The sequence below is a fragment of the Pseudohalioglobus sediminis genome (assembly GCF_008370495.1).
GTDB lineage: Bacteria > Pseudomonadota > Gammaproteobacteria > Pseudomonadales > Halieaceae > Halioglobus.
Genome location: NZ_VTUX01000001.1, coordinates 397,989 through 411,476, shown reverse-complemented (window position 1 = coordinate 411,476; position 13,488 = coordinate 397,989). Strand labels below are relative to the sequence as shown.

The following is a 13,488-nucleotide window of genomic DNA, read 5'->3' as shown; positions in this document are numbered from 1 at the left end:
AACGTGTTCTATCTGAGAAAGTCTTCGCGCCCTTCGGGTCGTGCGGGCAATAACCGTAAGTAGAAAGATAATAAAACAGTATGAGCCAGAAACTACCTGAACTGCCGGCAATAGATGACCTGCAAAAATTGCTGCGTTTCGAACCAGAGGAAGGGCGTATCTGGTTGGAGGAGGAGCGCATGGTGCTTCTGCGCAGCAGCGAAATGCAGGCGCTGCGCAAGGAGTTGATTGAGTCACTGGGTGTTGACCGTGCCAAGGGACTGCTTATACGTATAGGCTATGTCGCAGGAATGCGGGACGCGGATACTGCCAGGCGTCTGCGCCCCGACGCTACGATGTTCGAAGCATTTTCCGTCGGTCCGCAGTCGCATATGGTCACGGGGCAAGTAAAGGTTGTGCCGGTAAGCCTGGAAGCCGATGAAGAAAGCGATTATTTCCGGGGCGTCTTTGAATGGCAGCACTCTTTTGAGGCTGAAATTTTTCTTGCCGAGTACGGTGTCAGTTTTGAACCGGTGTGCTGGTCCCAGATCGGCTATGCCAGCGGCTTTACTACCCGATTTACCGGTACGCAGATATTGTTCCGGGAGCTGGGTTGTGTGGGCTGCGGCGAAAAAGTCTGCCGCATCGAAGGTCGCCCCGCTGAGCAGTGGGACGACGCTGAGGAGTTGCTTAGATACTATCGCCCGGATCGCATCGCTGACCAGTTGTTTACCCTGCAGTCGCAGGTTACTGCGTTGCGTGACAATCTTACTGCCGAGCAGAGTTTTGGGGATCTGGTGGGTTGCTCGGCCAAGTTCCTGCATGTACGCCAGTTGTTGGCTCGTGCGGCGGAGAGCAAGGTCACCGTGCTGTTGCTGGGCGAGACGGGTGTCGGCAAGGATATGTTTGCCAAGGCTCTGCACGAGGGTTCCCCGCGCCGTGACAAGCCATTCATCGCCGTTAACTGTGCCGCAATTCCGAGGGACCTGATCGAGGCAGAACTCTTCGGTGTCGAAAAAGGCGCCTATACGGGGGCGGATCAGTCTCGCCCGGGGCGCTTTGAACGCGCGCATGGTGGCACTCTGTTTCTCGACGAGGTGGGTGAACTGTCGCCTCAGGCGCAGGCCGCGCTGCTACGAGTCTTGCAGGAGAATGAGCTGGAGCGAGTGGGTGACACCCGAACACGCAAGGTCGATGTGCGCCTTGTTGCAGCGACCAACGAAGACCTCGAGGACGCAGTGAAACAGGGGCGCTTCCGCGCAGACCTGCTTTATCGGCTCAATGTTTATTCCGTAACCGTGCCTCCGTTACGCGAGCGTATAGATGACGTGCCCGAGTTGGCGAGACATTTCGTCGAGAAGTACTCAAGCTTGCACGGCAAACTGCTGCAGGGTGTCACTGACCGGGCCATGGCCATGCTGCGCGAGTATCATTGGCCGGGCAATATCCGCGAACTGGGTAATATCATCGAGCGGGGTATTATCCTGGCTGATAACGGTGGGCAGATCGAAGCTTCCCACCTCTTCCCCAACGTGGTCGCAGAGACTGAAGGCAATGCGACGATGGATTCCAGTCTGGATAAACTGGTAGGGCAATTACTCGAGCAGGGCTGTGAGTTGCCAATCCTGGAAGATGCTCTGATCAATCAGGCATTGAAAAAAGCCGACGGTAATGTCAGTCGTGCTGCAAAATTACTCGGCCTGTCACGGGCTACGCTGGACTACCGGTTGAAGAAGCGCAGGTCATCCTGAAATTACCCCCCCATTCACTATTTGGTGAATTTCCAGGTCGCCGGCATTGATCAAATGATGAATCCATAGCCCGGCCTCTCCCGGAAGTTTTCTTCGAATATCCATAACCTCCTGAAATATAGATAAATATTTTATCTGGCCTGGCCCTTGCATTTCTGTTCGTTGGCAAATAACGAAAAAGAGCCGCAGGAGCCATTTCATGGTACCGATAAACAAACATCCGGCAGCGAATGATGTCGCAGCCAATTTCGATTCGCTAAAGCGTTACGTCCGTATTCGCGACGTGCTCGACGACAAGTTTGTCGAGTTCGATTTCGCTATTGGCGACCCATCACTTTATGTCGAACTGGTCCTTCCCAAAGCCGCCTTTGATGCCTTCTGTAAGCACAACAGGGTCGAAATCATGACCCAGGAGCAGGCTGATGCTGTGGATGCAGATATGGAGAAGTGGCGATACGGCGAAGATCATCAGCGTCAGGAATAGTAACCCTAACCAAAGGTAGTCCAATGAGCATAGAGATAAAGACAGCAACACTGGAACCAATCAGGCATACCTTCGAACACACCAAGCGCCGCTTTGGTGATAAACCTGCCTCGAGGTATCAGGAAGCCAGCTACGATATTGCGCCGGAGCAAAACTTTCACTACAGGCCACTTTGGCAGCCTGAAAAAGAGCTGTTCGATCAGAGTCGCACTGCCGTCAGGATGGAGGATTGGAACGTACATAAGGATCCTCGCCAATACTACTACGGCACCTATGTACAGGCGCGAGCAAAGCTGCAGGAAGTCACTGAAAGTAACTATGCATTTTTTGAGAAGCGCGGCCTGGCCGATAGGATGAATGATGAAGTGAAGGCCAAGATCATCCGTTGCCTCGTGCCTCTGCGTCACGCTGAGTTGGGTGCCAACATGAATAATATGTTCGCGTTTTCCTACGGCACCGCGACGGTGCTTAACCAGGGCTTCTTATACCAGAGCATGGATCGCCTTGGCATCGCTCAGTACCTGTCGCGCATCGGCTTGTTGTTGGGCGGAAACAGCACCGAGAACCTGGTCGCCGCCAAAGAGTTCTGGATGAGTGACCCAGCATGGCAGGGCATTCGTCGCTACATTGAAAACGCGCTTTGCCTGAAAGACTGGTTCGAAGTCTTTATAGCCCAGGACGTTGTGCTCGATACGCTGCTCTATGACCTCATGTACCGGCAATTCGACGAAGCGATCACGGAGCAGGGCGGTTCAGACCTGGCGATGCTGACAGAGTTCATGCAGGAGTGGCACAAGGACAGCTCCCGTTGGGTGGACGCGACCCTCAAGACCACTGTTGGCGAGTCTGAGCACAACCGCGAAACGATAGCTGGCTGGATTACTGATTGGCAAGAAAAAGCAGTTGCCGATTTGGCACCTCTGGCTGAAATCGCCGTGGGCGATGGCGCAATTAACGCGAGTGTGGATGTTTTGAATAAGCGTCTGGCAAAGGCCGGGCTATAAGGGAGTAAGAAACAATGTCGAAAGCCTATATAGCATTGCAGGACAACGAGGAATCGCACTACATCGTGGAAGCCATCGAGGAAGACAATCCGTCAGCTACGGTGATCTACCAGCCCGCGATGATTCGAATTGAAAATGAAGGGCAACTGATTATCAACCGTGAAACCGTGGAAGAGAAAATGGGCAGGGATTGGGAGATCCAGGCGCTGCATGTAAACCTGATCACGTTGGGCGGGAACGTAGATGAAGATGACGACCAGTTTTCCCTGACCTGGAAGCAATAAGGAGAAGCCAAGATGAGCAATCGCAAGATCAATATGAAAGAAAAGTATCGTTTGCTGACGCGCGATCTTGAATGGGAATACAGCTATCGTGATTACAAGGAAATCTTCCCCATGGAAGAATTCGAGGGGATCAAGATCACTGACTGGAGCAAGTGGGAAGACCCTTTCCGTTTGACCATGGACGCCTACTGGAAATATCAGGCGGAGAAAGAGAAAAAGCTTTACGCCATCCTTGACGCGTTTGCCCAGAACAATGGCCAGCAGAACGTCACTGACGCGCGTTACGTCAACGCAATCAAGCTTTTCCTGACGGGTATCTCACCCGGGGAGCACCAGGCGGCGATGGGTTTCGGTCACGTGGGTCGGCAACTCGGGGGGGTCGGTGCGCGGGTTGCCTGCCAGATGCAGGCCATAGATGAATTGCGTCATGTTCAGACTCAGATCCACGCGATGAGCCACTACAACAAGTTTTTCGATGGCTTTCAGGACTTTTCCCACATGCACGACAGGGTTTGGTACCTCTCCGTGCCCAAGTCGTTCTTCGACGATGCCCGTACTGCGGGGCCCTTCGAATACATGGTGGCTATTGGCTTCTCATTTGAGTATGTGCTGACGAACCTGCTGTTTGTGCCGTTTATGTCAGGCGCTGCCTATAACGGTGATATGGCAACCGTGACCTTTGGTTTCTCGGCACAGTCGGACGAGGCGCGCCACATGACCCTGGGTCTGGAAATCATCAAGTTCCTTCTCGAGCAGCATCCGGATAACGTGCCAATCGTACAGCGCTGGATCAACAAGTGGTTCTGGCGCGGCACACGCATGCTGGCTTTGGTGGCCATGATGATGGACTACATGCTTCCAAACAAAGTGATGTCCTGGAAGGAGGCGTGGGAAGTCTATTTTGAGGAAGCCGGCGGCGCTCTATTCAAAGACCTGGCGCGCTACGGTATTGAAATGCCTGCCTATGCGAAAACCGCCATTGCCGAGAAGGAACACATTTCTCATCAGGCGTGGAGCATCTTCTACAACTATGGACACGCGGCGGCCTTCCATACCTGGATGCCAACCGAGGAGGAAATGGACTGGCTCTCCGAAAAGTACCCCGATACCTTCGACAAATACTATCGTCCGCGTTTCGAAAAGTGGCGTGAAATGGAGGCGGCGGGAGAGCGCTTCTATAACCCGACCCTGCCCATGCTTTGTCAGACCTGTCAGATACCCATGGGCTTTACGGACATGGAGGACCCAACATCGACCTTCTACCGTCAATCCGAATACGACGGTGAGCGTTACAACTTCTGTTCTGATGGCTGTAAGGACATTTTCGACTACGAGCCAGAGAAGTACGTGCAATCCTGGCTGCCAGTGCATCAGATTTATCAGGGCAACTGCGGTGGTGCAGAAATGGAAGAGGTCCTGGGGGAATATTACAAAATCAACCTCGGGGTCGACAACATGGACTTTCACGGCTCTCCGGACGAGCAGCGCTGGAATGCCTGGCATAACCTGTCGTCTGCAGAAGACAAATTGAAGCAGGCAAGCTGAGAGGAGTATTGAACAATGACAGTAGCAGCAATCGTTCCTGATTATGTTGGTGAACGCCGGGACCGCGTGGAAAATTTTCATGGCAACCAGGTTGTCTATGTGGGCTGGGACCGACACCTGATGTTCTGCTCCCCTGTGGCTTTCGCACTGCCTCCGGAGACACCGTTCTCCAAGCTGGTGGATGAGGTTCTCGTTGGAGCGTTTAGCCAGCATCCTGACTTCGCGAAAATCGAATGGGACCGCGTCCAGTGGCATCTGAACGGCAAGCCGTTCGCCCCTGACCGGGACAAGAACCTGATTGAACAGGGCGTGGATCACAAGTCCATTCTCCGCATGACCACGCCGGGGCTTAACGGCATCAAAGGCTCGGGTAGCTGAACAGGGGTAGAACATGTATCAAGTAACCGTAGAACCCACTGGCGATGTGGTAGAAGTCGAAGAGGGGCAAACCATTCTTGACGCCAGTCTACGCCAGGGTGTCTGGTTGCCCTTCGCGTGTGGGCATGGCACATGCGGTACCTGTAAGGTGCAGGTGCTTGAAGGTGATGTTGATATAGGTGACGCCTCGCCGTTCGCGCTGATGGACATGGAGCGTGACGAGGGCAAGGTGCTGGCCTGTTGTGCTATCCCCGAGGGCGACGTGGTGATCGAGGCGGATATTGATGTGGATCCTGATTTTCTGGGTTACCCCATCGAGGATTTCGAGGCCACTGTCGTGGCGATCGAGGATCTTTCGCCGACAATCAAGGGCGTCCGCTTTGAGTTGGACCACCCGATACAGTTCCAGGCCGGGCAGTACATAAACCTCAACCTGCCCGGCGTGGAAGGTGCCAGGGCATTCTCGATTGCCAACAAGCCTTCTGAAAATACCGTATTGGACCTGCATGTGCGTCGCGTCCCGGAAGGCGCTGGTACGGGCTATATCCATGAGCAACTTCAGGTTGGCGAGAAACTGTCTGTGTCTGGTCCGTACGGCCAGTTCTTTACGCGCAAGTCAGCACCCGAAGACCTGATTTTTATTGCCGGGGGTTCCGGGCTTTCCAGCCCCCAGTCCATGGTGCTGGATCTTCTCGAGCAGGGGGATGCACGTAAGATCACCTTGCTCCAGGGCGCGCGCAATCTGGCCGAGTTGTACAACCGCGAACTGTTTGAACAACTGGCTCAGGAATATGAAAACTTTACCTATGTGCCGGCATTGGACAACCCGCTACCCGAAGACAACTGGCAAGGCTTCGCCGGTTATGTCCACGAAGCCGCTATCGAGCATTTCAGTGGGCACTTTGCCGGGCACAAGGCTTATCTGTGCGGGCCTCCGCCGATGATCGACGCGGCCATTACCGCCTTGATGCAGGGGCGGTTGTTTGAACGCGATATCTATATGGAACGTTTTCTTACCGCAGCGGACGGAGCGGAGGGTAACACCAAAAGCGCGTTGTTCAAGAAGATATAGCGGCCCGGCATGAAATATTCCATCAGTGTGCTTGGCGAGGATGAGCGTTTTTCCTGTAATGCCGATCAGCATCTGCTACAGGGTATGCAGGCCTATCGTATCGGCATGCCGATGCTGAGACTGATCCCGGTGGGTTGCCGGGGCGGAGGCTGTGGTGTCTGCCGTGTACGCATTGTTTCGGGTGACTACGAGGCCAGCAAGATGAGCCGAAAACATGTCACGGAGCAGGAGCAGGCAGAGGGTATTGCGCTGGCCTGTCGTGTGTATCCATCCAGTGACCTCGAGATTGAGCTCGCACCGCGAGTTCAAGTTGAAAAAAATAGCGAATAAAATCGAATTAGAAGCGAGAGATACCCATGAGAAAAGGCGTAATGCGACCCGGCCATGTCCAAATAAGGGTGCTGGATCTGGAAGAGGCATTGGTTCACTACCGCGATCGGCTGGGCTTGATCGAGGTGGGCCGGGACGACCACAACAGGGCATACCTGAAAGCGTGGACTGAAATCGACCGCTTCTCCGTGGTCCTGCGACAGGCGGAAGAGCCCGGCATGGACTTCATGGGCTTCAAGGTCACCGGGCCCGATGTACTGCAGCAACGCAAGCAGGAACTGATTGACTATGGTTGTGTTGTGGAGACTATACCCGCGGGCGAGTTGGACGGTTGTGGTGAGCGGGTGCGGTTCGACTCCCCAACTGGCCACTTTTTCGAACTGTACGCGGAGAAGGAGCAGACGGGTAAATGGGGTATTAGTGAACGCAATCCTGAAGCGTGGCCGGAAGCGCTCAAGGGTATGCGCGCAACCCGTTTCGACCACTGTCTACTTTACGGGGAAGATATAGATGGCACCTCTGCGCTGTTACAGCAAGTCCTGGGCTTCCAGCTTTCAGAGCAGGTTCTGGACCGCGACAACGGAGACCTGAGGGTTGCAGCATTCCTGGCGTGCTCAATGAAAGCGCATGATGTGGCACTGGTGCGTCACCCTGAGAATGGCAAGTTTCATCACGCCTCTTTCTATCTGGAGACCTGGAGCGACGTGTTGAGAGCAGCCGACCTGATCTCGATGCACGATATTCCCCTGGATATCGGTCCCACGCGGCACGGGTTAACGCACGGCCAGACCATCTACTTTTTCGACCCATCCGGTAACCGCAACGAAGTATTCACCGGTGGCGACTACACCTATCCCGATCATCCTGTTGTAACCTGGGATGCTGAACAGTTGGGCAAGGCGATTTTCTATCACCATCGTCAGTTGAATGAGAATTTTCTCGGTGTTGTGACCTGAACGCTATCGGGATAGCGGTGCAGTCCGCTTGGTGAGGTGACTATGAACAGCGCAGAGGCAGAAGCCATTCTGGATCGTGCGGTAGCTTATGCCGACGAGCTTGGTGTGGCGGTCTGTGTCGCCGTTGTCGATGCCGCGGCCCACTTGCTCGCGTTCAGGCGCATGGATAGCGCAATTCTCGGTGCGATCGATGTGGCTCAGCGCAAGGCGCGTACGGCAGTGCTGTTTCCAATGGAGACCGGGAATTTCGGCGATTTGATCAGCGCAGAAAAACTTGTCGGTATGGAACTGTCCAATCACGGGCTGGCGGCCTTCCCCGGGGGACTGACTATTCTGTGTGGCGGAGTAGCGGTCGGCGCTATCGGTATTTCGGGCGCGACAGCAGAGCAGGATAGGGCGATTGCGCGGGTTGCTGTCCAGCATGCGGGGCAAAACTGATCTCGCCCTTGCGTATCTTGTTCCCCGTCGTCGTGGATAGCGATTTACCAGCTGGTCAAGGTGCTGCGCTATAGATCAGGCTTTCTGCGCAACCTCCAGATTTTCCTGTAACAGCTTCTTGGTGATCTCTGCGGTACGGCGGATATGCTGCTCGTTGGCTGCGCAGAGCGCCGAAACATCCTTGGCCAGGGCCGCGTCGCAGATAGCGGTGTGCTCCTCGTGAACGTTACGCCGGGAAGCCCTGTCGATGCGTGCCAGGTTGCGGTAGCGCTTATGCTGGTCGTACAGAATTTCGTGAAACCGCATCAGCCAGGGCGAGTGGCAGCATGAGACCAGGGCGAGATGGAATTCCCGGTTGCGGACTTCCCATTCCTGCAGGTCTGGCTCTGCCTGCATTTCTGCCTTGGTGAGATGGTGAAAGGCCGCTACCACGCGTGATTCCCAGTCATCATCGCTGTTCTCCACACTCTGGGTCAGGGCCATACCCTCGAGCACCACACGCAGGTCGGTGATGTCTTCCAGTTCCTCCGGTGACATCTCAGAGACACGAAAGCCGCGCTGGCCCTGCACCAGTACGAAGCCGTCTGAACTCAACCGGTATAGCGCTTCCCGTAAAGGTGTTGCGCCGACACCGTAGGTGCGTTTCAGCAGTTCGATACCCAACTTGTCACCCGGACCGAACCTTCCGTGAACGATGTCCTCCCGCAACTGTTGATAGGCCTGGTCTGTAAGAGTCTTTGCTTCCATGTGTCCGTTTCCATGCCCCGGGGCGAAATATAGAGATTAAATCCAAGAACTGCTTATTGCGAGGATATTCCGACACTGGCGGATATTCGATGGAATTTTTAGATCAATTCGACATTAACAACAAAATCGTTAAAACCATTAAATATCGATAATAAGTTGTTAGCGTTTGAAATATCGACTATCGTTAATCCATCCAAATATCGATAAAAAGCTTTTCATATAGATCTGCCTCGGCAGATCCAGGCGACGGAGACAATAATCATGAGAAAAGGCGTTATGCGACCAGGGCACGTTCAACTGCGCGTCCTGGATCTGGAAGAAGCGGTGGTCCATTACCGGGATCGCCTTGGCTTGATCGAGGTGCAGCGCGATGACCAGGGCCGCGTGTACCTGAAGGGCTGGACTGAGATCGACGCGTGGTCGGTGGTTTTGCGTCCCGCCGACGAGGCAGGCATGGACTTCATGGGGTTCAAGGTGCTGGATGAGGCGACCCTGGAGGCCCGCAAACAAGACCTTATCGATTACGGTTGCGAGGTGGAGACAATCCCGGCGGGCGAGCTGGACGGCTGCGGTGAGCGTATTCGCTTCCAGGTGCCAACCGGCCATTTCCTGGAGCTGTTCGCGGAAAAAGAACAGACCGGCAAGTGGGGCGTTCACGAAAACAATCCCGAAGCATGGCCCGAAGACCTTAAGGGCATGAAAGCCACACGCTTTGACCATGCGCTGCTTTACGGCGACGATCTCGACGGCACAGTCGACCTGATGACCAATGTGCTGGGCTTTCAGCTATCAGAGCAGGTCATTGACCGGGACAACGACGACTTCCGCCTTGCCGCATTCCTGACGGTATCGACAAAAGCGCACGATGTGGCCTTCATTCGGCATCCGGAAAAGGGCAAGTTGCATCACACATCCTATTATCTTGACACATGGAACGATGTCCTGCGCGCGGCGGACTTGATCGCCATGCATGACATACCGCTGGATATCGGCCCTACACGTCACGGGCTCACCCACGGGCAGACCATCTACTTTTTTGATCCATCGGGTAATCGGACTGAGGTGTTTGCCGGCGGTGACTACACCTACCCGGATCATCCGGTCACGACCTGGGATGCAGACAAGCTCGGCAAGGCGATCTTCTATCACGATCGTGAGCTCAACGAAAACTTCCTCTCTGTGGTGAGCTGATCGTGTCCAGTTCCCCATCCAAGCGAGCTGCGCCCGCAGTCAGTGAAGTCAGGAACTTTATTGACGGAGAGTACCGGTCATCCTCGGGCGGCAAGACCTTTGATAACGTCAACCCTTGTACCGGGGCGCTGAACGGAAAAGTTCATGAAGCCACCAGTGAAGACGTGGATGCGGCAGTGCGGGCAGCCCGCGCCGCACTGTACGGGCCATGGGGCAAGATGAGTGATGCCGAGCGAGGAGAAATCCTGCACCGCGTGGCTGACGGTATCGATGCGCGATTCGAAGAGTTTCTGGAAGCGGAGTGTGCCGATACCGGTAAGCCGCACGGCATTGCCAGCCACATCGATATACCCCGGGGCGCAGCGAACTTCAGGGTATTCGCCGATGCGGTGAAAAACTTCGCCACGGAAGCGTTCCAGATGGCTACGCCGGACGGCAAGGGAGCTTTCAATATTGCCGTGCGCAAGCCCAAGGGCGTGATCGCGGTGATCAGTCCCTGGAATCTGCCCCTGCTGTTGATGACCTGGAAAGTGGGCCCGGCACTTGCCTGCGGTAATACCGTGGTGGTGAAGCCCTCGGAAGAGACGCCAACGACTACCTCACTGTTGGGAGAGGTAATGAACGAGGCCGGCGTGCCGCCCGGCGTCTTTAATGTCGTCAACGGTTTCGGTGCCGACTCTGCCGGCGCCTTTCTCACCGAGCATAAAGGCGTCGATGCCATCACCTTCACGGGCGAGACCCGAACCGGGGAGATCATTACACGCGCCGCGGCAAAAGGGCTGCGCGATGTGTCGATGGAGTGTGGCGGCAAGAATCCGGCGCTTGTGTTCGCTGACTGCGACCTGGAAAAGGCGATTGAAGGCACACTGCGCTCAGCGTTCGCCAACTGTGGCCAGGTTTGCCTGGGCACGGAGCGTGTCTACGTGGAGCGTCCCATATTCGATGAATTTGTCGCTCGCCTCGCCGAGGAGGCCGGCAAGTTCAAGCTGGGTCTGCCGCAGGATGCCGATACCGACATGGGGCCCCTGGTGTCACACGAGCACCAGCGCAAGGTGCTGTCCTATTACCAGCTGGCCGTGGAAGAGGGCGCGCAAGTTGTTCTGGGTGGAGGTGTGCCAGACATGCCCCCCGAGTTGGCCGGCGGTGCCTGGGTGCAGCCCACCATCTGGACGGGTCTTGCCGACGATGCTCGCGTCAACCGCGAGGAAATCTTTGGCCCCTGTTGCCATGTACGCCCGTTCGATACGGAAGATGAAGCGATCGCGCTGGCCAACGATACCGACTACGGCCTGGCTGCTGCCATCTGGACCGAAAATACCTCTCGCGCCCTGCGGGTATCCACCGCCATCAATTGCGGGATCGCCTGGGTCAACAGCTGGTTCCTGCGTGACCTGCGCACTGCATTTGGCGGAGCCAAGGAATCCGGCATGGGACGTGAGGGCGGAGAGCATTCACTGGAATTTTATACCGAGATGCAGAACGTCTGCATCAAGATCTGAGAGACACGACTAGATGAGCACATTAAGCCCCGAGACTGTAGAGCAGCTGGCAGAGCACCTGGAAAACGCCGAGCTTGAGGCCAGTGATGTCACCAAGATCACTGATGACTACCCGGATATGGATTTCGAGGATGCCTACGACATCCAGTGGGCGATTCGTCGTCGCAAGGAAGCCAGGGGTAACAAGATCGTCGGCATGAAAATGGGTCTCACATCCTGGGCCAAGATGGCACAGATGGGCGTAAAAGAGCCCTGTTACGGTTTTCTTGCTGATTACTTCAGCTGCCCTGACGGGGCAGCTATCAAGACTACTGAATTGATCCATCCAAAGGTGGAAGCTGAGATTGCATTCGTCACCAGGGCGCCGCTTAAGGGACCCGGTGTTCACGTGGCCGATGTGATTGCAGCGACGGAATTCGTACTGCCTGCGGTTGAAATCATCGATTCGCGTTACCGCGATTTCAAGTTCGATATCAAGAGTGTGGTGGCGGATAACAGTTCATCCTCGCGCTTCGTGACTGGCGGACACAGTCGTCCCCTGGATTACATGGACCTGCGTACATGCGGGGTGGTGATGGAGAAGAACGGTGAGATCGTGGAATTGGCGACCGGTGCGGCGGTGCTCGGTGACCCAGCTGCCAGTGTTGCCATGCTCGCCAATATGCTCGGTGAGCGCGGTGAGGAACTGCCGGCGGGGACGTTTGTCATGACCGGCGGCGTCACCGCGGCGGTTGCCGTTGCTGCCGGGGACAACATCACCGTGCGCTACCACGACATGGGCTCAATCAGCATGAGGTTTGTGTAAGGCCCGGCCTTACCTCCCAGGAAACAGCATCATGAAAATCATAAACAGAATGCTGCAACATTTGCCCGGGGTGCCATGGTCACGGGTACTGCTGCCATTGGTAGTCACACTGATGTTGTCCGCGTGCGAAGCGCCATTGAACCTGGAACAGGTGGAAGCAGAGAAAGAGCGGCCATTACGGCGTTATGACATGTTGCAGGCCGTTGCCCACAGCGGTGCAACAGTCGTGGCGGTCAGTTCGGTAGGGGCCATCGTTGTTTCTGGTGACAATGGCGAGAGTTGGCGCCGTCATGAGCTACCCGACCGGCCGGCGCTTATTGACGTCACAGCATGCAGCAGTGGCGAATTCTACGCTTTGGACGCGGAGCGGCGCATTTGGCACGAGTCCGCTGCCGGGGAGTGGGTGCCCACAATAATCGATACGCCTGAAAACACACTTTCCATTCACTGCGCGCCCAATGGCCGTCTCTGGGTGTCTGCCAGCTTCGGCACACTGTACTGGACGGATAAAACCCTCGAGCAATGGCACGAGTTTAGCCTTTATGAAGATCTGCAGTTCACTACCGTTCGCTTTTTGAATGAACGCGACGGTTATGCACTGGGTGAGTTTGGCACGGTACTGGCATCCAGCGACGGCGGCGACACCTGGGAATCCCGGGAACCCATACCCAACGAATTCTACCCCATGGGCGTCGACTTCCTGAACGCAACAACCGGCTGGGCAGGGGGGCTGGATGGCGTTATCTGGCAGACAGTTGACGGTGGCAATAGTTGGCAGCGACAGATGTCAGTGACTTCTGCGCCGATTTACAACGTGCACGCCAGCGCAGATGGCATCTTTGCCGTGGGCGGCAGTGGCAAGCTGGTCGAACTCAAGCAGGGTGCGTGGACTGGCTTTGAGGGTGGCCCCGAGGTACTGGCATTCATGCGCGGCGTAGATGTTCTGGAAAACGGTTCCCTGTTGGTGGCCGGAGGTGGGGGTGCCCTGGCGCTGATCCCGCTGGCGGTCCGCTGATGACCATGCG

The 13,488-nt window shown here is 55.6% G+C and carries 15 protein-coding genes; 14 read left to right on the top strand and 1 reads right to left on the bottom strand.

The window, feature by feature from the left end; translation table 11 throughout:
* Positions 1–80: 80 nt before the first annotated feature.
* The 10 genes from F0M18_RS01805 (at position 81) to F0M18_RS01760 (ending at position 8,221) form a co-directional block, all read left to right on the top strand.
* Positions 81–1,730, top strand: a complete 1,650-nt coding sequence (locus F0M18_RS01805) for a sigma-54-dependent Fis family transcriptional regulator (RefSeq protein WP_149609665.1) — start codon at positions 81–83, stop codon at positions 1,728–1,730.
* Positions 1,731–1,929: 199 nt separating this feature from the next.
* Positions 1,930–2,214, top strand: coding sequence for a phenol hydroxylase subunit (locus F0M18_RS01800; protein ID WP_149609664.1), 285 nt, complete (start codon positions 1,930–1,932; stop codon positions 2,212–2,214).
* A 23-nt stretch (positions 2,215–2,237) separates the two neighbouring features.
* Positions 2,238–3,218 carry an aromatic/alkene monooxygenase hydroxylase subunit beta gene (locus tag F0M18_RS01795; RefSeq protein ID WP_149609663.1) on the top strand — a complete coding sequence of 327 codons (981 nt, stop codon included), beginning with the start codon at positions 2,238–2,240 and terminating at the stop codon, positions 3,216–3,218.
* Positions 3,219–3,232: 14 nt separating this feature from the next.
* Positions 3,233–3,502, top strand: coding sequence for an MmoB/DmpM family protein (locus F0M18_RS01790; protein WP_149609662.1), 270 nt, complete (start codon positions 3,233–3,235; stop codon positions 3,500–3,502).
* Between the two features lie 12 nt (positions 3,503–3,514).
* Positions 3,515–5,047 carry an aromatic/alkene/methane monooxygenase hydroxylase/oxygenase subunit alpha gene (locus F0M18_RS01785; protein WP_149609661.1) on the top strand — a complete coding sequence of 511 codons (1,533 nt, stop codon included), beginning with the start codon at positions 3,515–3,517 and terminating at the stop codon, positions 5,045–5,047.
* A gap of 15 nt (positions 5,048–5,062) precedes the next feature.
* Positions 5,063–5,425: a phenol hydroxylase subunit P4 gene (locus tag F0M18_RS01780; RefSeq protein ID WP_149609660.1), complete on the top strand. Its 363-nt coding sequence runs from the start codon at positions 5,063–5,065 to the stop codon at positions 5,423–5,425.
* A gap of 13 nt (positions 5,426–5,438) precedes the next feature.
* A complete protein-coding gene (locus F0M18_RS01775; protein WP_149609659.1) occupies positions 5,439–6,497 on the top strand; it encodes an NADH:ubiquinone reductase (Na(+)-transporting) subunit F in 1,059 nt (352 codons plus the stop codon).
* A 9-nt stretch (positions 6,498–6,506) separates the two neighbouring features.
* On the top strand, positions 6,507–6,827 hold the full coding sequence (locus F0M18_RS01770; protein ID WP_149609658.1) for a 2Fe-2S iron-sulfur cluster binding domain-containing protein: 321 nt from the start codon (positions 6,507–6,509) through the stop codon (positions 6,825–6,827).
* Positions 6,828–6,853: 26 nt separating this feature from the next.
* On the top strand, positions 6,854–7,783 hold the full coding sequence (locus F0M18_RS01765; RefSeq protein ID WP_149609657.1) for a catechol 2,3-dioxygenase: 930 nt from the start codon (positions 6,854–6,856) through the stop codon (positions 7,781–7,783).
* Positions 7,784–7,825: 42 nt separating this feature from the next.
* A complete protein-coding gene (locus F0M18_RS01760; RefSeq protein ID WP_149609656.1) occupies positions 7,826–8,221 on the top strand; it encodes a GlcG/HbpS family heme-binding protein in 396 nt (131 codons plus the stop codon).
* A 75-nt stretch (positions 8,222–8,296) separates the two neighbouring features.
* Here the strand turns inward: F0M18_RS01760 and F0M18_RS01755 are convergent, their stop codons facing one another.
* Entirely contained in the window at positions 8,297–8,968 is a 672-nt protein-coding gene (locus F0M18_RS01755; protein ID WP_149609655.1) for a GntR family transcriptional regulator, read from the bottom strand.
* Between the two features lie 261 nt (positions 8,969–9,229).
* Between F0M18_RS01755 and F0M18_RS01750 the strand changes: the two genes are divergently transcribed.
* From F0M18_RS01750 to F0M18_RS01735, 4 genes are read left to right on the top strand one after another with little or no spacing between them, the layout of a single operon-like run.
* The gene (locus F0M18_RS01750; protein ID WP_149609654.1) at positions 9,230–10,159 is read left to right on the top strand and encodes a catechol 2,3-dioxygenase; all 930 of its coding nucleotides are present in this window, start codon (positions 9,230–9,232) and stop codon (positions 10,157–10,159) included.
* 2 nt (positions 10,160–10,161) lie between these two features.
* A complete protein-coding gene (locus F0M18_RS01745) occupies positions 10,162–11,658 on the top strand; it encodes a 2-hydroxymuconic semialdehyde dehydrogenase (protein ID WP_149609653.1) in 1,497 nt (498 codons plus the stop codon).
* A 13-nt stretch (positions 11,659–11,671) separates the two neighbouring features.
* A complete protein-coding gene (gene dmpH, locus F0M18_RS01740) occupies positions 11,672–12,463 on the top strand; it encodes a 2-oxo-3-hexenedioate decarboxylase (protein ID WP_149609652.1) in 792 nt (263 codons plus the stop codon).
* 31 nt (positions 12,464–12,494) lie between these two features.
* Positions 12,495–13,478 carry a WD40/YVTN/BNR-like repeat-containing protein gene (locus F0M18_RS01735; protein WP_149609651.1) on the top strand — a complete coding sequence of 328 codons (984 nt, stop codon included), beginning with the start codon at positions 12,495–12,497 and terminating at the stop codon, positions 13,476–13,478.
* The last annotated feature ends 10 nt before the right edge of the window (positions 13,479–13,488 follow it).

Bases quoted from the DNA above. Each gene is read 5' to 3' on its own strand.
- F0M18_RS01800 (WP_149609664.1), top strand. From the start codon at position 1,930: ATGGTACCGATAAACAAACATCCGGCAGCGAATGATGTCGCAGCCAAT.
- F0M18_RS01770 (WP_149609658.1), top strand. From the start codon at position 6,507: ATGAAATATTCCATCAGTGTGCTTGGCGAGGATGAGCGTTTTTCCTGT.
- F0M18_RS01785 (WP_149609661.1), top strand. From the start codon at position 3,515: ATGAGCAATCGCAAGATCAATATGAAAGAAAAGTATCGTTTGCTGACG.
- F0M18_RS01755 (WP_149609655.1), bottom strand. From the start codon at position 8,968: ATGGAAGCAAAGACTCTTACAGACCAGGCCTATCAACAGTTGCGGGAG.
- F0M18_RS01805 (WP_149609665.1), top strand. From the start codon at position 81: ATGAGCCAGAAACTACCTGAACTGCCGGCAATAGATGACCTGCAAAAA.
- F0M18_RS01765 (WP_149609657.1), top strand. From the start codon at position 6,854: ATGAGAAAAGGCGTAATGCGACCCGGCCATGTCCAAATAAGGGTGCTG.
- F0M18_RS01750 (WP_149609654.1), top strand. From the start codon at position 9,230: ATGAGAAAAGGCGTTATGCGACCAGGGCACGTTCAACTGCGCGTCCTG.
- F0M18_RS01775 (WP_149609659.1), top strand. From the start codon at position 5,439: ATGTATCAAGTAACCGTAGAACCCACTGGCGATGTGGTAGAAGTCGAA.
- F0M18_RS01795 (WP_149609663.1), top strand. From the start codon at position 2,238: ATGAGCATAGAGATAAAGACAGCAACACTGGAACCAATCAGGCATACC.
- F0M18_RS01780 (WP_149609660.1), top strand. From the start codon at position 5,063: ATGACAGTAGCAGCAATCGTTCCTGATTATGTTGGTGAACGCCGGGAC.
- dmpH (WP_149609652.1), top strand. From the start codon at position 11,672: ATGAGCACATTAAGCCCCGAGACTGTAGAGCAGCTGGCAGAGCACCTG.
- F0M18_RS01790 (WP_149609662.1), top strand. From the start codon at position 3,233: ATGTCGAAAGCCTATATAGCATTGCAGGACAACGAGGAATCGCACTAC.
- F0M18_RS01760 (WP_149609656.1), top strand. From the start codon at position 7,826: ATGAACAGCGCAGAGGCAGAAGCCATTCTGGATCGTGCGGTAGCTTAT.
- F0M18_RS01735 (WP_149609651.1), top strand. From the start codon at position 12,495: ATGAAAATCATAAACAGAATGCTGCAACATTTGCCCGGGGTGCCATGG.